Raw genomic sequence first — 24620 nt, forward strand, 5'->3', positions numbered from 1 at the left:
CAACGGGCAGCACGCCTACTACCAGCTGATCCACCAGGGCACCAAGCTGATCCCGGCCGACTTCATCGGCTTCGCCCGGCCCGTGGACGGGCTGACCGACGGGCTCAAGGCGCAGCACGACCTGCTGATGGCGAACTTCTTCGCCCAGACCCAGGCCCTCGCCTTCGGCAAGACCCCCGAGGAGGTCCGCGCCGAGGGCGTGCCCGAAGAGCTGGTCGCCCACAAGACCTTCCGGGGCGACCACCCCACCACCACCGTCCTCGCCACCGAGCTGACCCCCTCGGTCCTCGGCCAGCTCGTCGCCCTCTACGAGCACAAGGTGTTCGTCCAGGGCGCCGTCTGGAACATCAACTCCTTCGACCAGTGGGGCGTCGAACTCGGCAAGGTCCTCGCCAAGCGCCTCGAGCCCGCCCTCACCGAGGGCGCGGACGTCCCCGGTCTCGACCCCTCCACCGCCGCCCTCGTGGCCGCCTACCGCGAACTGAAGGAAGTGCACTGACATGCAGCTGGGTCTGATCGGTCTGGGCAAGATGGGCGGCAACATGCGCCAGCGTCTGCGCAACGCCGGCCACACCGTCGTCGGCTACGACCGCAACCCCGACGTGTCCGACGTGAGCAGCCTCGCCGAACTGGTCGAGCGGCTCGAAGCGCCCCGCGCGGTCTGGGTGATGGTCCCGGCCGGCCCGGCCACCCAGTCCGTCGTCGACGAGCTCGGCGGCCTGCTCGCGGCCGGCGACACGGTCGTCGACGGCGGCAACTCCCGCTGGACCGACGACGAGAAGCACGCCGCCGAACTCGGCGCCAAGGGCATCGGCTTCGTCGACGCGGGCGTCTCCGGCGGCGTGTGGGGTTTGAAGAACGGCTACGCCCTGATGGTCGGCGGCGACAAGGAGCACGTCGACCGCCTCCAGCCGGTCTTCGAGGCACTCAAGCCGGAGGGCCCCTACGGCTACGTCCACGCCGGCAAGGTCGGCGCCGGGCACTTCTCGAAGATGGTCCACAACGGCATCGAGTACGCCATGATGCAGGCCTACGCCGAGGGCTGGGAGCTGCTGGAGAAGGTCGACTCGGTCACCGACGTGCGCGAGGTGTTCCGCTCCTGGCAGGAGGGCACGGTCATCCGTTCCTGGCTGCTGGACCTGGCGGTCAACGCCCTCGACGAGGACGAGCACCTGGACAAGCTGCGCGGCTTCGCCCAGGACTCCGGCGAGGGCCGCTGGACCGTCGAGGCCGCCATCGACAACGCCGTACCGCTCCCGGCGATCACGGCCTCGCTGTTCGCGCGGTTCGCCTCCCGCCAGGAGGACTCGCCGCAGATGAAGATGATCGCCGCGCTGCGCAACCAGTTCGGCGGCCACGCCGTCGAGTCGGCGAAGGGCGAGTAACGCCGCCGCGGGGGGCTTCCTTTCGTGGGGCACCCCGCACCATCCCCGTGAGGCAGCGGCCGGTTGACACCGGCGAAGAGGGCCCGCCAGAGTCGCGGCTGATGGAGATCAACGATCTGACACCGGCCGAACAGCGCGTCTGGCGGGCCTTCGCCACGGGGGCGACCGTCGACTTCCGCGACGACGGCGACGGCGAACAGGCGCTGCGCGCGGTGGTGTTGCGCGCCCTCCTGCTCAACGGACCGACGGAACCGGGAGAGGTGGCCGCCCTCAAGGTCAGGGGGGCGTTCGTCACCGGCCCCCTGGACCTGCGGTACGCCACGCTCGGCAGCGTCGTCCACCTCACCCACAGCCGCTTCGACCACGCCCCGGACTTCGTCGGCGCCCATCTGCGCTACGTCAGCCTGCGCGACTCCGAGATGCCCGGTCTGTCGATGACGCGGGCCCGGATCGACGGCAGCGTACGGCTGACGCGCTGCCGGTTCGGCGGTCATGTGCGGCTGGACGGGGCGCAGATCGCCGGAGCACTCTTCCTGGAGCGGGCCGAGCTCACCGCCGTCGACCCCGGCCTGCCGGTGCTCCATCTCCACCAGATCGGCGTCGACGACGACCTCTGCGCCCGCGGTCTGCGCGCGCACGGCCTGGTCCGGCTCGACGGCGCCACCGTCGCCGGTTCGCTCGACCTGGAGGACGCCGAGCTGAGCAATCCCGGCGCGCACGCCCTGGACGCCGAGTCCCTGGGGGTGGGGGCCAATCTGCTGGGCCGGCGGCTGCGCGCGCGGGGCAGGATCGAACTGCGCGGTGCCCGCATACCCGGCCGGGTGGACCTGCTCCAGGCGTCCCTCTCCCACCCCGGGAACACCGCCCTGCGCGCCAGCAGCTGCGTGATCGGCGAGTTCTGGCTGCGCGGCGGCCCCCAGGTCGAAGGCCGGCTCAACCTGCGGCGCGCCGAGATCAACCAGCTCGACCTGGAACCGGAGATGCTCCCCGAGGAGGTGCGCCTGCTCGACCTCACCTACACGTTCCTCACCCCGCACGAGCCCGCCGAGCGCCGGCTGCCGATGCTGGAGCGCGACGACGGCGGGTTCGACCCGCACGGCTACGAGCAGCTCACCGCCGCCTACCGCAGGACCGGCGACGACCGGGCGGCCCGGCTGGTGCAGCTCGCCAAGCAGCGCCGCCATCGTTCGACGCTCCCCTGGTACGGGCGGCTGTGGGGCCACCTCCAGGACGCGGCCGTCGGCTACGGCTTCCGCCCGCTGCGGGCCGCGGGCTGGCTGCTGTCGCTGCTCGCGGTCGGCTCGGTCGCCTTCGCGCTGGATCCTCCCCCGCCGCTCAAGGCGTCCGAGGCACCCGACTTCCACCCGGTCTTCTACACCCTCGACCTGCTGCTGCCCGTCATCTCCTTCGGGCAGGAGTCCGCGTTCGCCCCGTCCGGCCTCCACCAGACGCTGGCGTACGTCCTCGTCGTCACCGGCTGGATCCTGGCCACGACGGTCGTCGCGGGCGTGACGAGGACCGTCAGCCGGCAGTGACCGGCTCCCGGCAAAGACGGTCAACCGGCGGGGACCGTCAGCCGGCGGGGACCGTCAACCCGCGGGTACCGTCAGCACCGGCAGTGACCGGCTCCCGGCGAAGACGGTCAACCGGCGAAGACGGTCAGCCGGCGGGGACCGTCAGCACCGGCAGTGACCGGCTCCCGGCAAAGACGGTCAACCGGCGGAGACCGTCAGCCGGCGGGTACCGTCAGCACCGGCAGTGACCGGCTCCCGGCGAAGACGGTCAGCCGGCGGGGACCGTCAGCCGGCGGGTACCGTCAGCACCGGCAGTGACCGGCTCCCGGCGAAGACGGTCAGCCGGCGGGGACCGCCAGTCGGCAGTGACCGTCAACCGGTGACGGTCAACCGGCGGTGACGGTCAACCGGCGGAGACGCTCCCGCCGCGAGCCCGGGGCCGGCCGCGGCACCCCGCTCCCACCCCCACTCCCGTCCCGGCGGGTGGTCGCCCGCCGGCGGGCCGGCTCACTTGCGGGCCGGGACCGCGCCGGCCAGCTCGGCGATGTCCGCGAGCATCCGGGCGCTGTCGGGCTCCCGGCCGGTGAAGAGGCGGAAGGCGTCCACCGCCTGGAAGACGGCCATGCCGCCGCCGTCGAGGGTGGCGCAGCCCAGGTCCCGCGCGGTGCGCAGCAGCTCGGTCTCCAGGGGCCGGTAGACGACCTCGGCCACCCACAGGCCGGGGCCCAGCAGGTCGGCGGAGAGAGGCAGGCCGGGGTGGGCGGCCATGCCGGTGGGCGTGGCGTGCACCAGGCCGCCGACGCCGTCAGCGTCCGCGAGGAGTCCGGACAGGCGGTCCGGCGTGGCGGCGGCGGCCCGGCCCTCACCGAAGTGCCCGTTCAGCGCGTCGGCGAGGGCGGCGGCCCGCTCCGGCAGGGCGTCCACCACGGTCACCCGGCCGGCGCCGAGGGTGAGCGTGGCGTGCGCGACGGCCGCGCCCGCGCCGCCCGCGCCGAGCTGCACCACCCGCTCCAGCGGGGCGTCGGGCAGTCCGCGGGCGAAGGAGGCGGCGAAGCCGGTGACGTCCGTGTTGTGGCCGACGGCCCGGCCGTCCGCCTCGAAGACCACGGTGTTGACCGCGCCCAGCGCCTCCGCCTGCGGCGCGAGGCCGTCGAGGTGCGGGATGACGAGCTGCTTGCACGGGTGGGTGATGTTCAGCCCGTCGAAGCCGAGGTCCCGGGCGGCCCGCACCAGGTCGCCGACCGCCTCCGGCTCCACGCCGACGACGTCGATGTCGATCAGCCGGTACAGGTAGCGCAGGCCCTGGCGCTCGGCCTCCCGCTCGTGCAACGCCGGGCTGAGCGAGGGACCGATGCCGGAACCGATGAGTCCGACGAGATACGAGTCCTTGGTCACGCGGACCTCCTGAACCGAACCGAGATCTCATGACCGAGCCGAGATCTAATGTACGAACTAGTACGTTAGCTATATCAGCCGAACGGGTCCACGGGAAGACCCCGGCGGCCCGTCCCCCGGCTGCTTCTACAATCACCGGCACTGGCCCTACGCCCGGAGGAACCCGATGACCAGCGTCGACGAACCGGTACGACCAGGCGGACGGATCCGCGACGCCGCCCGCACCCAGGCGGAGATCCTCGACGTGGCCACCCGGGAGTTCGCCCGCGCCGGGTACGCCGGTGCCCGCGTCGACGACATCGCCGCCCGCACCCGCACCACGAAGCGGATGATCTACTACTACTTCGGCGGCAAGGAGCAGCTCTTCACCGCCGTCCTGGAACGGGCCTACGGCGTGATCCGCGAGGCCGAGCAGGAACTCGACGTCGAGCACCTCGACCCGGTCGCGGCCATCCGCCGGCTGGCGGAGGTCACCTTCGACCACCACGAGCAGCACCCCGACTTCATCCGCCTGGTCAGCATCGAGAACATCCACGAGGCCGAGCACATCGCCGCCTCCGAGAAACTGGGCAGGCTGAGCTCCCCCGCGCTCGACGTGATCCGCCGCATCCTGACCACCGGGCAGGAGTCCGGCCTGTTCACGGCCGATGTGGACGCCGTCGACCTGCACGCGATGATCAGCTCGTACTGCTTCTTCCGGGTGGCCAACCGGCACACCTTCGGCGCCCTGTTCGGGCGGGACCTGGTCGACCCGGCGCGGCGCGAGCACTACCGGACCATGCTCGGCGACATGGTGATCGCCTATCTGACGGCGGAGCGCTCCGCGGACTGAACGCGGGGGGCTCCAGCTCTTGACACCGGGGAAACACGGGCGCAACATCCCTAGCCAACCGCTATTAACTATCCAGTGCGTTAACAAGCCGGGTCGCACCCGGCCGAGCCGTCCCGACACCCCAGGGATCCGGTCGCCCCCGCCTTCCTCGTTGTCGCCCACTCCGCCTACGGTGGAGTCCCCAGAAGGAGCACGCCGTGTCCGTCCCCGCCGCACCCCACGACGCCGCCCCGCCCGGTCAGCCGAAGAAAGCCGCCACCGCCGCCTGGATCGGCAGTGCCCTGGAGTACTACGACTTCTTCATCTACGGCAGCGCGGCGGCGCTGATCTTCCCGGAGATCTTCTTCGACGAGTCCGACCCGGCCACCGCGACCCTGCTGTCCCTGGCCACCTTCGGCGTCGCCTACGCGGCCCGCCCGGTCGGAGCGCTCTTCCTCGGCCACTTCGGTGACCGCGTGGGCCGCAAGAAGATCATGGTCTTCACCCTCATCCTCATGGGCGTCTCCACGTTCCTCATCGGCTGTCTGCCCACCCGCGACCAGGTCGGCGCCCTCGCCCCCGTCCTGCTGGTGCTGTGCCGGGTCCTGCAAGGCATCTCCGCCGCCGGCGAGCAGGCCAGCGCCAACTCCATGACGCTGGAACACGCCCCACCGAACCGGCGCGGGTTCTTCACCAGCTTCACCCTCAGCGGCACGCAGGGCGGCCAGCTCCTGGCCACGCTGGTCTTCCTCCCCGTCGCCGCGCTCCCCGAGGAGCAGCTGATGTCATGGGGCTGGCGGGTGCCGTTCTGGATGAGCATCGCGGTCGCCGTCGTCGGCTACGTCATCCGCCGCAAGCTGGAGGAGACGCCGGCCTTCGCCCAGCAGGCGGACAGCGAGGGCGTCGCCAAACTGCCGCTGGCCGTGCTGATGCGCGAGCACTGGGCGGACGTGCTGCGGGTGATCGCGGGCGCGCTCGTCGCGTCGGTCTCCACGATCTTCACCGTGTGGGCGCTGGCGTACGCCACCGGCGACGCGGTCGGGATGAGCCGCTCCTCCATGCTGTGGGTGGGCGCGCTGGCCAACGTGGCCGCGCTCGCCGCGATCCCGCTGTGGGCGTCCCTGTCCGACCGCATCGGCCGCCGCCCGGTCTTCCTGATCGGCGCAGCGGGCAGCGCCGTGGCGATGTTCCTCTACCTGTGGGCGATCTCCACGGGCTCCTACCCGCTGACCCTGGTGCTCGGCATCGTCGCCTTCGGCATCGTCTACAGCGCGGCGAACGGCGTGTGGCCCGCGTTCTACGGCGAGATGTTCGCGACCCGCGTCCGTCTGTCCGGCATGGCGGTCGGCACCCAGATCGGCTTCGCCGTGGCCGGTTTCGCGGTCACGTTCGCCGCGCAGATCGCCGGCCCCGGCGGTGACGACTGGATGGCGGTGGCCCTGTTCACGGCGGCCCTGTGCGTGCCGCCGGTGATCGCGGCCCTGTCGGCGCGGGAGACCGCGAAGGTGCCGACCGAGGAGCTGGGCGAGCGCGCCCACCGGGAGGCGGCCGAGCGGGAGACCGTGACGGCCTGAACCCGGACCCCGCGACCGAGACGGCCCGCGCCGCGAGCGGGCCCACCCGGACCACCCGAGCCCACCGGGCCGGGTGGTCCTGGCGTTTCGGTGCGGTGCCGGGCCGGAGCATCGGGCACCGTGCCGGTCCGGGCGTACAGGCCATACAGGCCGTACAGGCCGGGGTGTCCGGGCCCGGCGCCCGGTGGCACGGCCCGGCGCGTCAGGGTCCGTCCGCTCCCTTGGGGATGCCGTACGCCCGCTCCGCTCGCAGCCGGACGACCAGGCGGCGGTCGCGGACCATGGCCGCGCGGTAGTCCTCCCAGTCGGGGTGCTCGCCCAGGACGTCGCGGTAGAGGCGGACGAGTTCCTCGACGGTCTCGTCGTAGGGGTGCTCGGCGACGGGCGAGAGCTCGGCGGTGGCCTCGACGACGGTGTAGGCGCGGCGGTCGGCGGCGGACACGTGGTACGACGCCCGGGGGTCCCGGCGGAGGTTGCGGGTCTTGGCGCGGTCGTCCGTGACGGAGATCCGCAGCACGCCGTCGTCCGGGTCGTAGTGGTGGGTGACGTTCGACAGCTGCGGGCGGCCGTCGCGCTTGAGGGTGACCAGTACGCCGTCGCGGCCCTCGGAGAGCAGCGCCAGCAGGGCGTGCTGCGTGGTGTCCTGAGTCATGTCCGGAACAACCGGCGCACGCCCCGTCGGCATTCCCCTCTCGCCCGTCGGCATTCCCTCTGCCCCGTCCGCGTCGGCGGGCAGCCCTGTCCGCGTCGGTAGACAGTGTCTACTCCATTCTGCTAGACACTGTCCATGAGCGATGACGGGAAGCCCGGCCCGGATCTGCGGGTCCGGCTCGTGGACGTGGGGGTGGAGCTGGTCGCCCGCGAGGGTGTCGGGGCGCTGACGCTGCGGGAGATCGCGCGGCGGGCCGGTGTCTCGCACGGGGCGCCGCGCCGCTACTTCCCCACGCACCTGGAGCTGTTGTCGGCCATCGCCCGCCGGGGCTTCACCGAGCTGGCCGGGCGGGTGACGACCACCCTCGGCGACGGGACCGCCCCGGCGCGCGAGCAGGTCGGTGACCTGGGGCTCACCTACCTGCGGTTCGCCCTGGACAACCCCGGCATGTACGAGCTGATGTTCCGGCACGACCTGTTGCGCAGCGGCCATCTGCGGCTGCGGGACACCAGCCTGCCGCTGTTCCGCGTGCTGGTGGACCTGGTCGGGCGCGTCCGCCCCGCCGCCGACGCCCCCGTCGTCGCGGGCGCGCTCTGGGCCAACCTGCACGGCATCGCCCAGCTGTGGCGCTGGGGCAGTCTCCAGTTCGCGACCGGAACCGACGACTTCGCACCGCTGCTGCGGACCGCGATCGACGCGCACCTGGGGCCGGAGGCCGGCCGGTGAACCGCCGTGCGGTTCTGGCGGGCAGTGTGGCGGGGGCCGTGGTGGTCGCCCTGGACGGCACCGTCCTCACGGTCGCCCAGCCCACCCTCCGCGGTGATCTCGGCGCCTCCGTCGCCCAGGTCCAGTGGACCGGCACCGGCTATCTCGTGGCCGTGGCGAGCCTGCTGGTGTTCGCCGGGCGGCTCGGCGACCGGTGCGGGCACCGGCGTACGTTCGCGGTCGGCATGCTCGGTTTTGGAGCGGCCTCCGCGGGCATCGCGGTGGCGCCCGGCGTGGGCTGGGTGATCGCCCTGCGCGTCGTACAGGGCCTGTTCGGGGCCCTGTTGCAGCCGGCGACCCTCGGCATGCTGCGGGCGGCGTACCCGGCGGACCGGCTGCGGCGGCCGATCGCGGTGCGGACGGCCGCGATCGGCCTCGCGGCCGCTGCCGGGCCGGTGGTGGGCGGGGCGCTGACGACCGGGTTCGGATGGCGGGCGGTGTTCCTGCTGAACGTCGTGCCCTGTCTGGTGTTCGGGGTGCTCGCCCTCGCCCCGGGGACGCGGCCGCGGCGGCCGCTCGCGGACACGCGGCCCGCCGTGGCCCTGGACGTGCCCGGGGCGCTGCTGCTCGCGGTGGCGCTGGCGTGTCTGGTGCACACCCTGGTCGCGCCGCTCGCCGTGACCGCCGCACCCGGCGCCGCGGTGGCCGCGGTGGCCGTCCTGGCCGGCGCGGCCTTCGTGACGCACGAGCGCCGCACCGCCTCCCCGCTGCTGCCCCCGGACGTCATCGGCCTCCCCGCGGTGGGCGGGGCGCTCGCCCTGCTGGTCACCGCGTCGGCGGCCCTCAACGGCGCGCTCTTCGCCTGTGTCTACGTCCTCCAGGACGGCCTGGGGCTCACCCCGCTGCGCACCGCCCTGCTCAGCCTGCCGCTGGCCGCGCTGCTGATCGCCGCGGCGCCGGCCTCCGCGGTCCTGCTGCGCCGGGCCGGCGCGGCCCTCCCGGTCGCCGGGGCGGTGGCCGTCCTCGCCGCAGGTCTCCTCGTCCTCGCCGGAGCGTCCGGACAGGGCGGCTTCTGCCTCGGGTTCGCGCTGGTGGGGGCGGGTTTCGGCACGGTGATGACGGCGGCCACCCATGTCGTCGTACGGCAGGCTCCCGCCAGGTCGGCCGGGGTCGCGGGCGGGTTGCAGCAGACGGCGATGAACGTCGGACCGGTGCTCGGTGTGGCGTCCGCGACCGTGCTCATGGGCCAGGCCGGGCCCCGGGCCCCGCTCGTCGCGCTGGCCGTGGCGGCCGTGGCGGCGGTCCCCGTCTGCCGGCTGCTGCCGGGCCGGTCGCGTCCCGGCCCCGACGCCCTCCCGGCGATCCCCCCGGCGGTCCCCCCGGCGATCCTTCCGGCGCCGCGGCCGGCGGGCCCTCCCCCGGCACCCGCCGGTCGGAGCGACACGGAGCACACCCCTGACGGCGTCGGGAAAGGCCCTTTCCCGCCGTCCCTGCGCGATCATGAGGTCTGAGGCCGTTCCGGCGGGGTATGCCGGACCGCACCTCGAACGAACGCACCGGAGGAGAGCGATGGCACAGCTGCGACAAGAGGTCGACCCGAGCGAGGTCGGGCTGGACGCGAAGGCCCTGGTCCGCCTCGACCAGCACGTCGCCCACCTGGTCGACGAGGGGCGTCTGCCGGGCTTCCTCGTGGCCGTCGCCCGCGGTGGCCGTGTCGCGCACCTCACCACCCACGGCCACCGCGACATCGCCGCCGGGCTGCCCGTCACACCGGACACGATGTGGCGGATCTACTCGATGACCAAACCGTTCACGTCCGTCGCCGCGCTGATGCTGGTGGAGGAGGGCCGGCTCTCCCTCGACGACCCCGTCGCCGCCCACCTGCCGGCCTTCGCCGACCAGCGCGTCCATGTCTCCGGTTCCGGCGCCGACATGACGACCCGTCCGGTGGAACAGCCCGTCCTCGTGCGGCATCTGATGACCCACACGGCGGGCCTGACCTTCGCCTTCTACCACTGCCACCCCGTGGACGCCCTCTACCGCGAGGCGGGCCTGGAGTCGGCGGTGCTGCCGGGCTCGGACCTGGCCGAGACCGTCGAGGCGTACGCGCGTCTGCCGCTCCAGTTCGAGCCGGGCACGCAGTGGAACTACTCGGTCGCCACCAACGTCCTCGGCCGGATCATCGAGGTCGTCTCCGGACAGCCCCTCGACACGTTCCTCACCGAGCGGATCTTCCGCCCGCTCGGCCTGCCGGACGCGGGCTTCCAGGTCGACGGCGAACAGGCGGGCCGGCTGGCCGAGCTGTACGGGGACACCGACGACGGCGGCCTGGAGCCGATCCCCGGCCTGCCGCTGTCCGGGCGGCCCCGGTTCCTGTCCGGCAGCGGCGGGATGGTCGCGACCGCGTACGACATCCACCGGTTCACGGAACTGCTGCGCCGTCGCGGCGAACTCGACGGCACCCGTCTGCTCAGGCCGGACACGGTGGACCTGATGACCCGCAACCACCTGCCCGGCGGCGCCGACCTGCGCACCGTCGGCAGCCGCCCGGCGCACGACGAGCCCGGCAACGACGGCGTCGGCTTCGGCCTCGGCGTCTCGGTGGTGATCGCCCCGGAGCGCACCCAGGCGCCGTCCGGGCTCGGCACCTACGGCTGGAGCGGGGTGGCCACGACGACGTTCTGGGTCGACCCGAGCCGCGACCTGACCGTGCAGTTCCTGACACAGGTGAGGCCGAGGAGGTCGCTGAAGCTGTACCCCGACCTCAAGCGCCTGGTCCACGAGGCGGTCATGGACTGACGGGGGCCGGGGACGCCGGGCGGGGGCCGAGCCGGGCCGGGCCTCAGGACCAGTGGGCCACGGCGTCCAGGTGGGGCAGGTGGTGGTCCAGCCGCTCCCGCTTGGTGCGCAGGTACGTGATGTTGTTCTCGCACGGCGGGATCAGCAGCGGCACCTGCTCGGCGACCTCGACGCCGTTGTCCACCAGTGCCTCGCGCTTGCGCGGGTTGTTCGACATCAGACGGACCGAGCGCACCCCCAGGTCCTTCAGGATGCCGGCGGCCACCCCGTAGTCGCGGGCGTCCACCGGCAGTCCGAGGGCGAGGTTCGCCTCGACGGTGTCCAGGCCCTCCGCCTGGAGGGCCATCGCCCGCAGCTTGGCGAGCAGTCCGATACCGCGCCCTTCGTGCCCGCGCAGATAGACGACTATGCCGCGCCCCTCGGCGACGACCGCCCGTAGCGCCGCGTCCAGTTGATCGCCGCACTCGCAGTGCTGGGAGCCGAACGCGTCGCCGGTGAGGCACTCCGAGTGCAGCCGCGTCAGCACGTCCTCGGTGCCGATCTGGCCGTACACCAGGGCCACCTGCTCGTCACCGCGGTCGTGGTCGAGGTAGCCGACCGCCTGGAAATTCCCGTACACGGTGGGCAGCGGCGCATTCACCACACGCTCCACACCGCTGCGCTGCGGGGACTTCTTGCCGAGGACGCCTATTTTTTCTGTCATGATCTGGTTCCTGGTTTCTGAGCGGAGACGAAAGGCCGGGAAATGATGAGTGGTTCGGGAATACGGACGGACGTGTACGGGCCGCTGCCGGCGGACACCACGGAGGACGTGCGCGCCCGCGGCGCGGGCCTCACGACGCAGGTGGCGGTCCTGCCCGTCGGCAGCTTCGAACAGCACGGCCCGTACCTGCCGCTGGCCACGGACACGCTCGTCGCGTGCGCCATCGCCCGGGAGATCGCCGCCGCGTACCCGGTGCACCTGCTGCCGCCGGTGACCATCGCCTGCTCGCACGAGCACGCGGCCTGGCCGGGGACCGTCAGCATCTCCTCCGTGACCCTTCACTCGGTGGTACGGGACATCGCGGCGTCGCTGCGCCGCTCGGGCGTCGAGGCCCTGGTACTGGTCAACGGGCACGGCGGGAACTACGTCCTGGGCAACGCGGTCCAGGAGTCGTCCGCCCGCGGCGAGCGGATGGCGCTCTTCCCGGCCCCGGAGGACTGGGAGGCGGCGCGGGAGCGGTCCGGGGTGTCGACCTCGTTGCTCACCGACATGCACGCCGGGGAGATCGAGACCTCGATCCTGCTGCACGCCCATCCGGAACTCGTCCGGCCCGGTTACGAGTCCGCCGATCTCACCGCGGACGACCGTCGCCATCTGCTCACGCTGGGAATGTCCGCCTATACCGATTCAGGCGTCATCGGCCGTCCTTCCCTGGGGTCCGCGGAAAAGGGGAAGGAACTCCTGGCAAGCCTGGCGGATTCCTTCGGCGCGTATTTCTCGATACTGACGGAATCGGCCGGGACCGCCGATCCGGAAGAAACCGAAACCGAAACCGAAGCCGGCGTCGAAGCCGGAGCCGGCACCGCGGCCGGAGCCGGAATCGGCACCGCGGCCGGAGCCGGAATCGGCACCACGGCCGGAGCCGGAATCGGCACCGCGGCCGGAGCCGGAGCCGGCACCGCGGCCGGAGCCGGAGCCGGCACCGCGGCCGGGGCGGGAATCGGAGCCGCCGGGACCGGAGCCGCGGAGGGCGAGCGCGGGTAGCGCCCGTCGGGCGCGTGGCCGGGTCCGGCGTCCGCCACGACGCTCCCGGCCGCGCCCGCGCCCGCCGTCGAGCCGGGCGCCGCCGCCCCGCCGCGCAGGCCCTCGTACCAGCGCACGACGAGGACGACGGCGCCCGGCAGCGCGGCCGCGAAGCTCAGCACCCCGTACACGACGGCGACCGCCAGTCCGGTCTGCGCGCCGAGTCCGGCCGCGCCGAACGCCCAGGCGGTGACGCCCTCCCGGGGACCGAAGCCGCCGACGTTCAGCGGCAGGCTCATCGCGAGCAGGGCGAGGACCGCGAGCGGCAGCACCGTCAGGACGGGCGCGGTGCTTCCGGCGACCCGGGCGGCCACGACGAACGTCGCGACGTGCCCGGCGAGGACGACCACGGACGACAGGGCGACGCCGGGCCCGTTGCGCCGGGACAGCAGCCCCTCGCGGGCCTCCGCCAGCGCCGCCCGCGCCCGCCCGCCGCGCCGCCCCGCCGGGGAGTTCATCCGCACGGCGGCGACGACGGCGAGCGCGCCCACCGCGCCGAGCGCGGCGAGCGGCGCGACGTGCCGTACGTCGGCCCTGACCGGCGACGGCAGCACCAGCAGGACCGTCACTCCCCCGGCGGCCAGCACGAGTTGCCCCGCCGTGCGCTCCAGCGCCACGGCCCGCACACCGCGGCCCACGTCGCCGGCGCTCCGCCCGTGCCGTACCGCGCGGTGCACGTCACCGAGGATGCCGCCGGGCAGGGCCGCGTTCAGGAAGAGCGAACGGTAGTAGTCGGCGACGGCAGGCCCGAGCGGCAGCCGGATGCGCAGACCGCGCGCCACCAGCGCCCACCGCCACGCGCTGAACACGGTGGTGACCGCCCCGATGCCCAGGGCCGCCAGCAGCGTGGCCAGGTCGATCCGGCGCACCCCCTCCAGGAACACGCCGGTGCCCATCCGCCACACCAGGACGGCGAGGACGGCGACTCCGGCGAGCGTCCCGAAGTGCGCGCGCACACCCCGCACGACCCGCCCGACCCGCGATCGCCTCGCGGCGCCCGGGGTGCCGGTACCGGTCCGGGCAGCCGTGGCGCAGGGCCCGGTGGCCGCGGCGCGGGGGCCCGCGGCGGTACCGGCGCCGACGCCCGCACCGGGACCGGTTCCGGTCTCGGTTCCGGTTCCGGTCTCGGTTCCGGTCCCGGTCTCGGTTCCGGTCCCGGTTCCGGTCCCGGTCTCGGTTCCGGTCCCGGTCTCGGTTCCGGTCCCGGTCTCGGTTCCGGTCCCGGTCTCGGTTCCGGTCCCAGGTCCGGTGTACGGTCCGGCGGCCGGTCCCGCCGGGTCCGCGTCCGCGGGAGCGGTTCCCTCAGGAACCGTGCCCACCGAAGCCCCGCCCTCCGGGACCGCGTCCGCCAGGACCGCGTCCACCGCTTCCCCGGCCCGGGGCGGGCACGTGGTGGTGCCGGTGCCCGCCGGGCTGGTGCCGCGCCGGGTCGGCACCGCCGACCGACGGCGGGCGGGCGGCATCGCGCCCTCGGGGCGTGCCACGGGCGGCGCCGTGCACACCGGAGCGCCCACGGTGTCCACGACGCTCACGGTGTCCACGGTGTCCGCGCCCATCACGCGCCGCCCGTCGGCCGCGCGAGGGCGAGCAGGTCGCTGTGGTGGACGGTGACGCGCAGTTCGCCGGCCGCGCAGGCGGCGAGCCGGGCGGTGAGGTAGGTCCGGGCGCGGTCGGCGAGGCCGGGACGCTGTTCGACGGCCGCGCCGACCCAGCCGCGCAGCCACTGCTCGGTGAGGGCGGCCTCGTCGGGGCCGAGCCGCCAGGCGCTGGGGTGCACCTTGACGGTGGCGCCGTGCTCGGCGAACGCCTCGCAGGCGACGGTGACCGCGTCGGGGCCGAGGAGGCCGCCGCGCCGCTGATGGTCGTTGAAGGCGGCGGCGATCTCGTCGTCCAGGGGGTCGTGCGGGGTCAGTTCGACGCGGCCGGCGACCGACAGGGTCAGCAGGGCGGGGCAGCCGGCGCCCGCGCAGGCCGCGGCGAGGGTCTCGACCTCCTCGCGGGTGAGGACGTCGAGCAGTGCCGAGGCGGTGACCAGCGAGGCGCCGACCAGGGCGTCCGGGGTGAGCCGGGCGACGTCGCCGCGGCGCGTCTCGACGGTGACGCGGCTGCCGTCGGCGGCGGCGCGCGGGGAGGCGACGGCCGCGAAGTGCAGCAGGTAGGGGTCGCGGTCGTGGAGGATCCAGTGCTGGGCGCCGTCGAGGCGGGGCGCCAGCCAGCGTCCCATGGAGCCGGTGCCGCAGCCCAGGTCGTGCACGGCGAGTCCGCCGCAGCGGCCGGGCAGGTTGGCGAGCCGGATCCGCAGCGGGTCCAGCAGGTCCACCGAACGTGCGGCGGCGTCGGCGGGCTCGCGCAACTGGAGCCATTCGGGGGCGTAGCGGGGCGGCTCGTCGGCGTCTGCGTCGGCGTCCCCGCGCAGCCGTACGGTGGACCGCTCGCCGGGTCGGGCCACGGGCCCGGCGCCCTCGACGACGGCCGACGGGTCGGTATCCTCGCCGACGGCCGACGAACCGGCACCCTCCACGACGGCCGACGAGCCGGCATCCTCCACAACCGCCGACAACCCGGCACCCTCCACAACCGCCGACAACCCGATGCCCTCCACAACCGCCGGCGGCCCGGCGGACGGGGTGCCGTTCCTCGGTCCGGGCTGGGCCGGGATGTGTCCCACCACGCGCGCCACGTCCGCCGGGGTCGCCGTCGTCTTCCTCATGCCGCCCTCCGGGGTTCGCCGGGAAGCCGGCCGAGGACGCCGGCCAGGCTCTGGGCGGTGGACGCCCAGCCGTTCAGGGCCGCCCGGCGGCCGCGTGCGGCGGCCTTCAGCCGGCGCCGTACGTCGGCCTCGCCGAACCAGCCGCGCAGTTCGGCCGCGAGGGCGGCCGGGTCCTCCGGCGGGACGAGGATGCCGGGGACACCACCGTCGGGGGCGCGGCCGACCGCCTCGGGCAGCCCGCCGACGTCCGTCGCGAGGACCGGGATGCCGCGCGCGAGGGCCTCGGTGACCGCCATGCCGTAGGTCTCGGCGTAGGAGGTGAGGACCATCAGGTCGGCGCCGGCGTAGGCGGCGTCGAGTGCGGCGCCGGTCTTGGGGCCCGCCAGCTCCAGCCGGTCCTGGAGGCCGTACCGCTCGATGAGGGCGCGCAGACGGGCGACGTACGCGGGGTCCTGGCCGAGGCCGCCGACGCACACGCAGCTCCACGGCAGGTCGGTCACCGCGGCCAGGGCCTCCACCAGCCGGTGCTGGCCCTTGCGCGGGGTGACGGAGGCCACGCACAGCAGTCGGGAGACGCCGTCGGTGCCGGAGACGAGCGGGGCGATGTCGGCGCCGGGGGCGGCGACGTGGACCGTCTGCGGGGCGAGGCCGTGGTGGGAGACGAGGCGGCGGACCGCCCACTCGCTGGTGGCGATCACGGCGGGGACGGCGCGCAGCACCTCGCGTTCCCCGGCGTCGAGTTCGGCCGCCACCTCGGGGGCGAGGCCACGCTCGTCGCCCAGCGGGAGGTGGACGAGGACGGCGAGCCGCAGGCGCTGCGCCTCGGGTACGACGACGTCGGGGACGCCGCAGGCGACGAGTCCGTCCATGAGGACCACGGTGCCGTCGGGCAACCCGGCCAGGGTGCGGGCGAGTTCGGCGCGGGCGGCGGCCCGGGGGCGGGGCCACTCACCGGTCACGAGGTGCTTGTGCACCTGCCAGCCGAAGCCGGGCAGGTCCAGGCAGACCCGCCGGTCGTAGGCGTTGCCGCCGCTGGGGTTCGCCGGGTCGTCGACGCCGCCCGGCATGACGAAGTGCACGGAACGCAGGGACATGGGGATGATCCCGCCGATCTGGGGGACCGCCGCCCGCGCGGGCGCGGCCTGCGCGGGCACGTACGCGAGCGGGGCCTGCGGCACGGTCTGCACGGTCTGCACGGTCTGCACGGCCTTCTCCAGGGTCACGTCGGTCACAGGGCACGCTCGTAACTCGCCCAGGCGACGTGCGACTCGTGCAGGGTGACGGAGAGGGAGGCGATGCCCCGGGCGCCCTCGCCGAGCGCGCCCTGGTGGATCCGCTCGGCGAGCCGGTCGGCGATCACCTGGGCGAGGAACTCGGTGGAGGTGTTGATCCCGGCGAAGTCGGGCTCGTTGTCCAGGTTCCGGTAGTTCAGCTCGCCGGTCACGGCGCCGAGTTCCTGGGTGGCCAGTCCGATGTCGACGACGATGTTGTCGTCGTCCAGCTGCTCGCGACGGAAGGTGGCGTCCACCAGGAATGTCGCTCCGTGCAGGCGCTGTGCGGGTCCGAAGACCTCGCCGCGGAAGCTGTGGGCGACCATGATGTGATCGCGGACGGTGACACTGAACAACGGACGACCCTCCAGGTGCGGCGCGTCTGGTCCCCCGGCCGTCTGGCGCCGGAGGATGCCGTGTAGTACGGCTCTTCGCTTCCCCGTGTTCAGCCGACCCGCACTCTTTTCTCAGGTCAGGCGCTCCACCGCGGGGAGGGCGACCGGTTCGCGGGCCGCGGGGACGGTGACCGGTCCGTGGGCCGCGGGGACGGTGACCGGTCCGTGGGCCGCGGGGACGGTGACCGGTCCGTGGGCCGCGGGGACGGTGACCGGTCAGTGGGCCGCGGGCGGGTACCGGACGCGGTGGCAGAGCGCGGGCAGCTCACCGGAGGTCAGCCTCGGCATCACCTCGGGCAGTTCCTCGAACGCGCTCTCCCCGGTGACGAGGGCGTCGAGCGCCGGGTCGGCGAGCAGGTCGAGGGCGAGGGCGAGCCGGTCGGCGTACGTGCGGTGGGCGCGGGCCGGGGAGACGGTGCCGACCTGGCTGCCGCGGATGACCAGGCGCCGGGAGTGGAAGGCCTCGCCGAGCGGCAGGGAGACCCGCCGGTCGCCGTACCAGCTCAGTTCGACGACGGTGCCCTCGGCGGTGAGGAGTTCCAGGGAGCGGGCGAGTCCCTGCTCGGTGGCGCTGGCGTGCACGACGAGGTCGCAGCCGCCCGACGCCTCCTCCGGCGAGGCGAATCCGACGCCGAGCGCCGCGGCGACGTCCGCCCGCGCCGGGTCGGCGTCGACCAGCTGCACCCGTACGCCGGGGAAGCGGGCGAGCAGCGCGGCGACGGAAGCGCCGACCATGCCGCCGCCGACCACCGCGATCCGGTCGCCGACCAGCGGTGCCGCGTCCCACAGGGCGTTGACGGCGGTCTCCACCGTGCCGGCCAGGACGGCCCGTCCGGCGGGCACGGCGTCCGGGACGAGCGTCACGGCGGAGGCCGGGACGACGAAGCGGGTCTGGTGCGGGAAGAGGGAGAACACCGTACGGCCGGCCAGCGCGTCCGGGCCCTCCTCCACGACGCCGACATTGAGGTAGCCGTACTTCACCGGCGCCGGGAAGTCGCCCTCCTGGAACGGTGCGCGCATCGCCGTGTGCTGGCTGACGGGCACTCCGCCGCGGAAGACGAGGGTCTCCGTGCCGCGGCTGATGCCGGAGTACAGCGAGCGGACGACGACCTCGTCGGCGGCGGGGTCCGGCAGGGCGACGTCGCGGATCTCGCCGTGACCGGGCGAGCCGATCCAGAACGCGCGTGCGGACCTCTTCATCCACGTCCTCCTGAACGATCGGGAAGTTGTTCACGTACCGAGGTGCACAGGCCGCGCACAGTACGCGGCACTGATCGACTCTGTCACCTGGCCGGAGGATGTGCGGTGGCCCTGAACAACACTTACGACGCTCACGACGCGAGGCCGGTCCAGCAGGAGACCGCCGTGGGGGCGGGCGTGCAGATCCTGGTGCTGGCCCTGCTCGGTGCGGCGATCGGCATGGGGCCGGCGGGCTGGGTGACCGGTCTGGTCTTCGCCGTCGCCCTGTGGGCGGTGCTCGCGCGGGCGCTGCACCGCTCCGGGCTGCGGTCCTTCGGTCCGGCCAACCGGGTCACCCTCGGCCGGGCCACCCTGGTCGGCGGGGTGACGGCCCTGGTCGCGGACTCCTTCGTGAGCGCGCCGCCGGTCTCGCTGCTGGTCGGCCTGACGGCGGTGGCGCTGCTGCTCGACGGCGTCGACGGCAAGGTCGCCCGCCGCACGGGCACGTCGACGGCGCTGGGCGCGCGCTTCGACATGGAGGTGGACGCGTTCCTGATCCTGGTGCTGAGCGTGTACGTGTCGACGGCGCTGGGCCCGTGGGTCCTGCTGATCGGCTCCATGCGGTACGCCTTCGTCGCCGCGGCCCGGGTCGCCCCCTGGCTGAACGCGCCGCTGCGGCCCAGCACCGCCCGCAAGACCGTCGCCGCGCTCCAGGGCGTCTGTCTGCTCGTCGCGGGCGCGGACCTGCTGCCGTACCCGGCGAACGCCGGCGTCGCCCTGCTGGCCCTGGCCCTGCTGGTGTGGTCCTTCGGCCGGGACGTCCTGTGGCTGTGGCGGACCTCGCGGACCGGGGCTCGGCCGTCGCCGGTGGCAACGGTGCCGGCGCTGGAGCTGGAGCTGGAGCTTGCGGGCCGCTGACCCGAACTCCGGTGCGGCTCAACGGCCGGGTTCAGGCAACGGCGGGCGGCTCGGCCGCCGGACGGGACGGTCCGCCCACCGGTACCTCCGCCGGTCCATCCGCCGGTCGGGCTGCCGGTCCACCCGCCGGTCGGGCTGCCGGTCCACCCGCCGGTCGGGTCGTACGGCGCCATGGCCACCGCGGGTCCTTCCCCCGGGCCGCCGGCCGCGAGGACCCCCGCCGCCCGGCGCCCGCCGCGGAGACGGCGAGGGCGCCGAGCAGGGCGAGGACGGCGGCCGGGGCCAGGACGGCCCAGGGGGCGCGTTCGGCGTAGGGCTGGTTCTCGGAGAGCAGCAGGCCCCACTCGGGGGAGGGCGGCTGGGCGCCGAGGCCGAGGAAGCCGAGGGAGGCCAGGGCGAGGGCGACGCCGGGCAGCCGTACGAGGGCGTGGCGGGCGACGGGCGGGAGGACGGCGGGCAGCAGTTCGTTCCTGAGCAGGTACCAGGGGCCGGCGCCCAGGGCGCGGGTCGCGGTGAGATGGACGGTGGCGCGTTCCTGCCGCAGCAGCGCGGAGGTGTGCGCGGCGAGCGGCGCCCAGGCCACGACGGCGACGGCGACGACGGGAGTGGCGGTGCCGCTGCCGAGGACGGCGGTGACGAGGAGGGCGGCGAGGACGGGCGGAACGGCGTTGACGGTGTCCACGAGCGGTCCGGACAGCCGGGGCAGGCAGCCGAGCAGCACCCCGGCGGCCAGGGCGATCGCGCTGATGGCGAGGGCGAGCAGCAGGGTGTCGAGGGCGCCGTGCGCGACCCGGGCGAGCACGTCCCGGCCGAGCGCGTCGGTCCCGAAGGGGTGCGCGGTGGACGGCGGGCGCAGGCGGGCGCCGGTGTCGAGGGCGAGCGGGTCGCGGGGCAGGCCGAGGGTGATCACCGCGCACAGCAGGACGGCGTGGACGCAGGGGGAGATGGTGCGGGCGGGCGGCGCCGGCCGGTGCAGCGTGTGCAGGGCGCCGTCGCGCAGGGCGGGGCCGATGAGGCGGCGGGCCGTGAGGCGGGCGGCGCCCGTGGCGACGGCGGCGAGTGCGACGAGGAGGAGGGTGCCGGCCTGGAGGACGGGCAGGTCCTGGGCGATCGCGGCCTGGAGGGTGGTGCGGCCCAGGCCGGGGATGTCGTAGATCTGCTCGACGGCGACGGAGCCGCCGGTGAGTCCGACGACGAACAGCCCCAGGTTGGGCAGCAGTCCGGGCACGCAGCGTCGCAGCGCTTGGCGGGCGATACGGCGGCCGGTGAGTCCGCGGGCCGCGGCCGCCTGCGCCCACGGTTCGGCGAACGCGCCGGGCAGCTGGTCGTCGAGGAGCCGCCCGAGGACCGCGCCCGCGGGCAGCCCGAGGGCGAGCGCGGGCAGCACGGTCCACTGCGGGCCGTACCAGCCGAGCGCGGGCAGCCAGCCCAGGTGCACACCGACGACGGTGGCGAGGACGGAGGCGGTGAGGAACTCGGGCAGCGCGGCGAGCACGGCCGAGCCCGAACCGCCGGCGGGCCGGTCGCCCAGCCGGCGGCGGGCGCCGAGGTACAGGGTGCGGGCGCACACGGCGGCGGCCGTGCCGGCGGCGACGACGAGCGCCACCGCCATCAGCAGCAGGGAGACGCCGAGGGCTTCGAGGACGGCGGGCGCGACCTCGGTGCCGGAGAGCCACGACCGTCCGGCGTCCCCGCGCGGCAGCCCGGCGAGCCACTGCCCGAGCAGGTGCAGGGGGCCGTCGTCCAGGCCGAGTCCGGCCCGGATGTCGGCGAGCACCTCCGGCGTCGGATCACGGTCGGCGGACCGGGCCTTGAGGACGGTGAGCGCCGGGTCGGTGTGCGAGAGCCACGGCAGCAGCCCGGTCCCGCACACCAGCAGCGCGGCCAGTCCGGCACGCCACAGCAGCGCGCCCACCCTGCGACCCATGGATCAGCGCCGCGTCCCGGTGCCGACGAGGGTGCGCTCGTACGGGTCGAGCACCACACCGTCCACGGACGTACCGACGCCGGTGATGACCCGCTGGTGGACCAGGGGGACGACGGCGTCGGTGCCGAGGATCGCGGCCTCGGCGGCCATGACGGCGTCCTGCCGCTCGTCGGTGTCCGCCACGCCCTGCGCCTCGGTAACGGCCCGGTCGACCCCCTTGTCGCACAGCAGGGCGAGGTTGTAGGCGCCGTCGCAGGTGAAGTCGCTGGCGAGGAGGGAGACGGGGTCGCCGGTGTCGAGAAGGCTGTTGCGGGCGCCGATGAAGGCGTCGAACTTCCCGGCCAGGGCGTCGCTCTCCAGCCGCGAGTACTCGCGCACCTCCAGCGTCACCTTGAACCCGGCCTGCTCCAGTTGCTGCTTCACCACCTGGGCGACCTCGGGGAGTTCGGGCCGGTTGTCGTAGGTGGCGAGGGTGAGGGAGGCGCCGTCGGGCTCGCCGGCCTTCGCCCGCCCGGAGGGCTTGACGCGCTTGCCCTCGGCCCAGGTCACGGCGGGGCCGTAGATGCCCACGCCGGCGTCCGACTGTCCCTCGTAGACACCGTCGGCGAGGGCGGAGGTGTTGATGGCCGCGCGGGCCGCCGCGCGCAGGGAGGCGTCCTTGAAGACCTTGGACTCGGTGTTGAGGAGCAGGCTGGTGGTGCGGGTGGTGGCGGTCTCCTTGCGGGTGTCCACGTCGAGGGAGGCGGCCTGGGAGACCGGGACGGCCTCGGCGATGTCGAGTTCGCCGGTGCGCAGGGCGTTGGCGCGGGCGGTGCCGTCGGAGATGAAGCGGGCGTCGATGCCGGAGGCCTGGGCGCGGCCGCCCCAGTAGTCGTCGAAGCGGTCCAGGGCGGCGCTGGTGCTGCCGTTGACCTTGGTGAGTTCGAAGGGTCCGGTGGCGGTGCCGACCGGATCGACGGCGTCCTTCTCCGCGTACGCCTTCGCGGAGAGGACGGCGAGGCTGGGGCTGGACAGGCGCAACGGCAGGGCGGGGTCGGCCGCGCCGGTGGTGACGCGGACGCCGGTGCTGCCCTCCGCCTTCGCGGTGAGGGTGACGCCGGAGAGGGCGGCGGGGGCGGGCTCGGCCTCGGTGGCGTGGGTGAGGGCGGCGGCGACCGCCGCCGGGGTGACCTCCGTACCGTCCTGGAACTCGGCCTCGCGCAGGGTGAACAGCCAGGTCCGGTCGCCCTCGCGGCGCCAGGAGGAGGCGAGCGCGGGGGTGGCGGCCCCGTTGGCGTCCAGGGCGGTCAGGCCCTCGGTGACACCGAGACGGCTGAGGAGGGTGGCGTCGGCGCCGTACGGGGAGAAGTTCTCGGCGGGCGGGAAGGCGAGGGCGACGCGGAGCCGTGAGCCGTCCTCGTCGTCGGCCGCTTTCCCGTCCCCGCCGCCGGAGGCGAAGCAGCCGGCGACCAGCGGGGTGAGGAGAAGGGCTGCGAGGGGCCGTGGGCGGCGGGGGAAGCGCATGGGAGGACCGGCCTAGCGAGTGGGGGAGGTGGTGGCGGGGACGAGGGCGTCGAGGTCGAGGGGGACGTCGAAGTGCACGATCCCCTGCCCGCCGCCGGGGTCCTCGCGCTCGTCGTGCACCACGGTGCCGACCGACCGCCAGAACCCCTCGGCGCCCTCAACGGCAGGGTCGGTGTGCAGGTACACGGCCCGGTACCCGCCGTCCGCGACGGCGAACGCGAGCAGTTCGGCGACCAGCCGCCGGGCGATGCCGCGCCGACGGTGCGCGGGCCGGACGTAGATCCGGCGCAGTTGCGCGGTCGCCCCGGAGGGATAGCGCTCGGCCACGTGCCGCGGATTCGGCGGGTGCAGCGGCCCCCGCGAGTCCAGCGCCCCGGTCCCCAGGACCTCCCCGTCGCCGTCGACCGCGACCAGCAACGTGTGCCGCTCGGGCGTCAGGTACGCGCCGGCCGGATCGATGATGTCCCCGTGCCAACGGGGCACGTATCCGGTGCCGAAGTCGTTGTAGACGGTGTCGAGCATGACGGCGCGGGCGGCGTCGAGGTCGTGGGGGCGGGCGGGCCTTACGCGGTAATCATGCACTTGCACATCATATGCATTAAGCGGAACGTCTTGATCACCTCTGTCGCGCTCGCGGATATGACGGTGACCACACCTCACCCGCGGAAGCGGCCGGCCGGCCACCCGATCGAGTGACGACGCCGTTCGCGGGCGGCCCCGGCCTGGCTAGCGTGGTTGCCTTCCCGTTCCCGGCCTCCGCTCGCCGAGCCGCACGCCCGGAGCGCCGCCGGGGACGCCGAGGACACGCCAGGAGGCACGCACGTGGGCTGGGATCCGCAGGAACTGGCAGAGGGATGGCTCGCGTCGGTCACGTACCCCGAGCGCGTCAGAGACGCGTACCGCGCGAGCACGTCCGACTGGCTGCGGACCTGCCGTCACACGCGTCTCGCATGGGACAAGGTCGCCGCTCAGCACATCGCCCTGTGGGCCCACCGCCCGGGGGCACCGCACAGCGCCACCGCGCGCCGCGTCTCCGCCGTGCGCTCCTTCTACGCGTACGCCCTGGCCCACGACGCGGTCGTCTACAACCCCGCCGCCCGCCGCCCCCGCCTCACCAACGCCGCCCAGCTCACCCCCAGCGGCCTGGACCCCTGGCAGACCGCTGTCCTCCTGGCCGCGGTGGACCGGCGGACGAGCCAGGACCGCGCCTGCGGCTACCTGCAACTCGGCCTGGGACTGCGTTCCGGCGTGCTCGTCGCGCTCACCCTGGACGACCTCGTCTCCGACCGGGACGTCGCCCGCGGCCCCGACACCCTGCGCCTGCCGGAACCGGGCGGCGGCCACCGGCTGGTCCCCCTCCCGCCCGTCGTACGGAACACCCTCGGCGCCTACCTGACGCGCCGCCACCCGCCTCGCGACACCACCCGGGGCGGCCCCCTCTTCACGGCCCGCGCCGGGACCAGGGTGCCTCGGCGGTATTTCTCGGACCTGCTGCGGAGTGTGGCCATGGAGACGGGGGTGCTGCGGACGGCCTACGGTGCGTGAGCCGACCAAGGCCACACCGGTCCTGCCCGAGTCCCCTCGGGCAGCCCTCACGCGTCGCGCATGAGGTCCGCGTTGACGGCGTCGACCCGTGCGTACAGGGGTCCCTCGGTGACGATGCCGGCGCCCGTTCCCTTGCGCCACGGGTCCACCTCGATCACGGTGACGAGCGCGTCGCCCAGGCCGACCACCACCCACCACTCCCGCGCGTCCGCCCGCACCCGCCAGGTCGCCTTCACCCACTTGCCGGTGTCGGTGCGCACCTCGGCCGACACCAGCTCCCAACTCGCCGGGTCGAAGCGGGTCAACTCGTCCAGCGGCGCTCCCCGTTCCCGCAGCCGCTCGGCCACGTGCTTGCCGTGCGCCTTCAGCTGCACGGGTTCGCGCAGGATGTGACAGACCCGGGTGAAGAGGGAGTCCGGGCCCGACTCGACGTGGAAGCGGGCGGTCTGGAAGCGGGGTGGCATGGGGATGTCCTTGGGAACGAGGAGGTAGGGCACTGGCGGTCACGCGATCAGCGGTGACGCCAAAGTTGGTGGAGTCGAAAGACATCC

At 74.3% G+C, this 24620-nt stretch carries 21 protein-coding genes and 2 pseudogenes; 11 read left to right on the plus strand and 12 right to left on the minus strand.

The window, feature by feature from the left end; genetic code table 11:
- The 3 genes and pseudogenes from ACIP67_RS39210 to ACIP67_RS39220 all read left to right on the plus strand — a co-directional run.
- Positions 1–499, plus strand: a pseudogene (locus ACIP67_RS39210) (glucose-6-phosphate isomerase); the annotation flags it as partial.
- 1 nt (position 500) lies between these two features.
- Positions 501–1385: a phosphogluconate dehydrogenase (NAD(+)-dependent, decarboxylating) gene (gnd, locus tag ACIP67_RS39215; RefSeq protein ID WP_401698470.1), complete on the plus strand. Its 885-nt coding sequence runs from the start codon at positions 501–503 to the stop codon at positions 1383–1385.
- A gap of 101 nt (positions 1386–1486) precedes the next feature.
- Positions 1487–2920, plus strand: coding sequence for a membrane-associated oxidoreductase (locus ACIP67_RS39220; protein ID WP_401698472.1), 1434 nt, complete (start codon positions 1487–1489; stop codon positions 2918–2920).
- A 486-nt stretch (positions 2921–3406) separates the two neighbouring features.
- Here the strand turns inward: ACIP67_RS39220 and ACIP67_RS39225 are convergent, their stop codons facing one another.
- Entirely contained in the window at positions 3407–4294 is an 888-nt protein-coding gene (locus ACIP67_RS39225; RefSeq protein ID WP_401698474.1) for a shikimate dehydrogenase, read from the minus strand.
- Positions 4295–4460: 166 nt separating this feature from the next.
- On the opposite strand from ACIP67_RS39225, the gene ACIP67_RS39230 reads away from it, so the two are divergent.
- The gene (locus tag ACIP67_RS39230) at positions 4461–5126 is read left to right on the plus strand and encodes a TetR/AcrR family transcriptional regulator (RefSeq protein WP_401698476.1); all 666 of its coding nucleotides are present in this window, start codon (positions 4461–4463) and stop codon (positions 5124–5126) included.
- Positions 5127–5323: 197 nt separating this feature from the next.
- Positions 5324–6679 carry an MFS transporter gene (locus tag ACIP67_RS39235; protein ID WP_401698478.1) on the plus strand — a complete coding sequence of 452 codons (1356 nt, stop codon included), beginning with the start codon at positions 5324–5326 and terminating at the stop codon, positions 6677–6679.
- Positions 6680–6881: 202 nt separating this feature from the next.
- Here ACIP67_RS39235 and ACIP67_RS39240 read toward each other — a convergent pair whose 3' ends face one another.
- A complete protein-coding gene (locus tag ACIP67_RS39240; RefSeq protein WP_401698481.1) occupies positions 6882–7331 on the minus strand; it encodes a PPOX class F420-dependent oxidoreductase in 450 nt (149 codons plus the stop codon).
- A gap of 135 nt (positions 7332–7466) precedes the next feature.
- On the opposite strand from ACIP67_RS39240, the gene ACIP67_RS39245 reads away from it, so the two are divergent.
- Genes ACIP67_RS39245 through ACIP67_RS39255 form a run of 3 tightly spaced genes read left to right on the plus strand, consistent with a single transcriptional unit; the run spans position 7467 to position 10835 of the window.
- On the plus strand, positions 7467–8057 hold the full coding sequence (locus tag ACIP67_RS39245; RefSeq protein ID WP_401698483.1) for a TetR/AcrR family transcriptional regulator: 591 nt from the start codon (positions 7467–7469) through the stop codon (positions 8055–8057).
- On the plus strand, positions 8054–9547 hold the full coding sequence (locus tag ACIP67_RS39250; protein ID WP_401698486.1) for an MFS transporter: 1494 nt from the start codon (positions 8054–8056) through the stop codon (positions 9545–9547). The genes ACIP67_RS39245 and ACIP67_RS39250 overlap by 4 nt, the downstream gene beginning before the upstream one ends.
- A gap of 58 nt (positions 9548–9605) precedes the next feature.
- Positions 9606–10835 (plus strand): serine hydrolase domain-containing protein, encoded by a 1230-nt coding sequence (locus tag ACIP67_RS39255; RefSeq protein ID WP_401698489.1) that lies wholly within the window; start codon positions 9606–9608, stop codon positions 10833–10835.
- Positions 10836–10878: 43 nt separating this feature from the next.
- On the opposite strand, the gene ribA is transcribed toward ACIP67_RS39255, so the two are convergent.
- Positions 10879–11538, minus strand: a complete 660-nt coding sequence (ribA, locus tag ACIP67_RS39260; RefSeq protein ID WP_401698492.1) for a GTP cyclohydrolase II — start codon at positions 11536–11538, stop codon at positions 10879–10881.
- A gap of 45 nt (positions 11539–11583) precedes the next feature.
- Here ribA and ACIP67_RS39265 point away from each other — a divergent pair.
- A pseudogene (locus tag ACIP67_RS39265) lies at positions 11584–12243 on the plus strand (creatininase family protein); the annotation flags it as partial.
- Here ACIP67_RS39265 and ACIP67_RS39270 read toward each other — a convergent pair.
- From ACIP67_RS39270 to ACIP67_RS39290, 5 genes are all read right to left on the minus strand, one after another.
- Positions 12216–13577 (minus strand): YbhN family protein, encoded by a 1362-nt coding sequence (locus ACIP67_RS39270; RefSeq protein ID WP_401698678.1) that lies wholly within the window; start codon positions 13575–13577, stop codon positions 12216–12218. The pseudogene ACIP67_RS39265 and the gene ACIP67_RS39270 overlap by 28 nt on opposite strands.
- Positions 13578–14176: 599 nt before the next feature.
- A complete protein-coding gene (locus tag ACIP67_RS39275) occupies positions 14177–15331 on the minus strand; it encodes a trans-aconitate methyltransferase (RefSeq protein WP_401698495.1) in 1155 nt (384 codons plus the stop codon).
- Positions 15328–16563 carry a glycosyltransferase family 4 protein gene (locus ACIP67_RS39280; protein ID WP_401698497.1) on the minus strand — a complete coding sequence of 412 codons (1236 nt, stop codon included), beginning with the start codon at positions 16561–16563 and terminating at the stop codon, positions 15328–15330. Before ACIP67_RS39280 ends, ACIP67_RS39275 begins: the two co-directional genes overlap by 4 nt.
- Entirely contained in the window at positions 16560–16958 is a 399-nt protein-coding gene (locus ACIP67_RS39285) for a 6-pyruvoyl tetrahydropterin synthase family protein (RefSeq protein ID WP_385074216.1), read from the minus strand. The genes ACIP67_RS39280 and ACIP67_RS39285 overlap by 4 nt, the downstream gene beginning before the upstream one ends.
- A gap of 255 nt (positions 16959–17213) precedes the next feature.
- The gene (locus ACIP67_RS39290; RefSeq protein WP_401698500.1) at positions 17214–18197 is read right to left on the minus strand and encodes a zinc-binding alcohol dehydrogenase; all 984 of its coding nucleotides are present in this window, start codon (positions 18195–18197) and stop codon (positions 17214–17216) included.
- Positions 18198–18302: 105 nt separating this feature from the next.
- Between ACIP67_RS39290 and ACIP67_RS39295 the strand changes: the two genes are divergently transcribed.
- On the plus strand, positions 18303–19094 hold the full coding sequence (locus tag ACIP67_RS39295; protein WP_401698502.1) for a CDP-alcohol phosphatidyltransferase family protein: 792 nt from the start codon (positions 18303–18305) through the stop codon (positions 19092–19094).
- Positions 19095–19125: 31 nt separating this feature from the next.
- Here the strand turns inward: ACIP67_RS39295 and ACIP67_RS39300 are convergent, their stop codons facing one another.
- From ACIP67_RS39300 to ACIP67_RS39310, 3 genes are read right to left on the minus strand one after another with little or no spacing between them, the layout of a single operon-like run.
- Positions 19126–21021 (minus strand): ABC transporter permease subunit, encoded by a 1896-nt coding sequence (locus ACIP67_RS39300; protein ID WP_401698505.1) that lies wholly within the window; start codon positions 21019–21021, stop codon positions 19126–19128.
- A 3-nt stretch (positions 21022–21024) separates the two neighbouring features.
- Entirely contained in the window at positions 21025–22524 is a 1500-nt protein-coding gene (locus ACIP67_RS39305) for an ABC transporter substrate-binding protein (RefSeq protein WP_401698508.1), read from the minus strand.
- A 12-nt stretch (positions 22525–22536) separates the two neighbouring features.
- Positions 22537–23046 carry a GNAT family N-acetyltransferase gene (locus tag ACIP67_RS39310; RefSeq protein ID WP_401698681.1) on the minus strand — a complete coding sequence of 170 codons (510 nt, stop codon included), beginning with the start codon at positions 23044–23046 and terminating at the stop codon, positions 22537–22539.
- Positions 23047–23346: 300 nt separating this feature from the next.
- Between ACIP67_RS39310 and ACIP67_RS39315 the strand changes: the two genes are divergently transcribed.
- The gene (locus ACIP67_RS39315) at positions 23347–24069 is read left to right on the plus strand and encodes a tyrosine-type recombinase/integrase (RefSeq protein ID WP_401698510.1); all 723 of its coding nucleotides are present in this window, start codon (positions 23347–23349) and stop codon (positions 24067–24069) included.
- Positions 24070–24116: 47 nt separating this feature from the next.
- Here ACIP67_RS39315 and ACIP67_RS39320 read toward each other — a convergent pair whose 3' ends face one another.
- Positions 24117–24533 carry a hypothetical protein gene (locus ACIP67_RS39320; protein WP_401698513.1) on the minus strand — a complete coding sequence of 139 codons (417 nt, stop codon included), beginning with the start codon at positions 24531–24533 and terminating at the stop codon, positions 24117–24119.
- Positions 24534–24620: the final 87 nt, after the last annotated feature.

The organism is Streptomyces sp. NPDC088812 (assembly GCF_044750285.1).
Classification (GTDB): domain Bacteria; phylum Actinomycetota; class Actinomycetes; order Streptomycetales; family Streptomycetaceae; genus Streptomyces.

Bases quoted from the DNA above. Each gene is read 5' to 3' on its own strand.
- ACIP67_RS39290 (WP_401698500.1), bottom strand. From the start codon at position 18,197: ATGAAGAGGTCCGCACGCGCGTTCTGGATCGGCTCGCCCGGTCACGGC.
- ribA (WP_401698492.1), bottom strand. From the start codon at position 11,538: ATGACAGAAAAAATAGGCGTCCTCGGCAAGAAGTCCCCGCAGCGCAGC.
- ACIP67_RS39255 (WP_401698489.1), top strand. From the start codon at position 9,606: ATGGCACAGCTGCGACAAGAGGTCGACCCGAGCGAGGTCGGGCTGGAC.
- ACIP67_RS39240 (WP_401698481.1), bottom strand. From the start codon at position 7,331: ATGACTCAGGACACCACGCAGCACGCCCTGCTGGCGCTGCTCTCCGAG.
- ACIP67_RS39300 (WP_401698505.1), bottom strand. From the start codon at position 21,021: ATGGGTCGCAGGGTGGGCGCGCTGCTGTGGCGTGCCGGACTGGCCGCG.
- ACIP67_RS39275 (WP_401698495.1), bottom strand. From the start codon at position 15,331: ATGAGGAAGACGACGGCGACCCCGGCGGACGTGGCGCGCGTGGTGGGA.
- ACIP67_RS39230 (WP_401698476.1), top strand. From the start codon at position 4,461: ATGACCAGCGTCGACGAACCGGTACGACCAGGCGGACGGATCCGCGAC.
- ACIP67_RS39310 (WP_401698681.1), bottom strand. From the start codon at position 23,046: ATGCTCGACACCGTCTACAACGACTTCGGCACCGGATACGTGCCCCGT.
- ACIP67_RS39305 (WP_401698508.1), bottom strand. From the start codon at position 22,524: ATGCGCTTCCCCCGCCGCCCACGGCCCCTCGCAGCCCTTCTCCTCACC.
- ACIP67_RS39320 (WP_401698513.1), bottom strand. From the start codon at position 24,533: ATGCCACCCCGCTTCCAGACCGCCCGCTTCCACGTCGAGTCGGGCCCG.
- ACIP67_RS39245 (WP_401698483.1), top strand. From the start codon at position 7,467: ATGAGCGATGACGGGAAGCCCGGCCCGGATCTGCGGGTCCGGCTCGTG.
- ACIP67_RS39220 (WP_401698472.1), top strand. From the start codon at position 1,487: ATGGAGATCAACGATCTGACACCGGCCGAACAGCGCGTCTGGCGGGCC.
- gnd (WP_401698470.1), top strand. From the start codon at position 501: ATGCAGCTGGGTCTGATCGGTCTGGGCAAGATGGGCGGCAACATGCGC.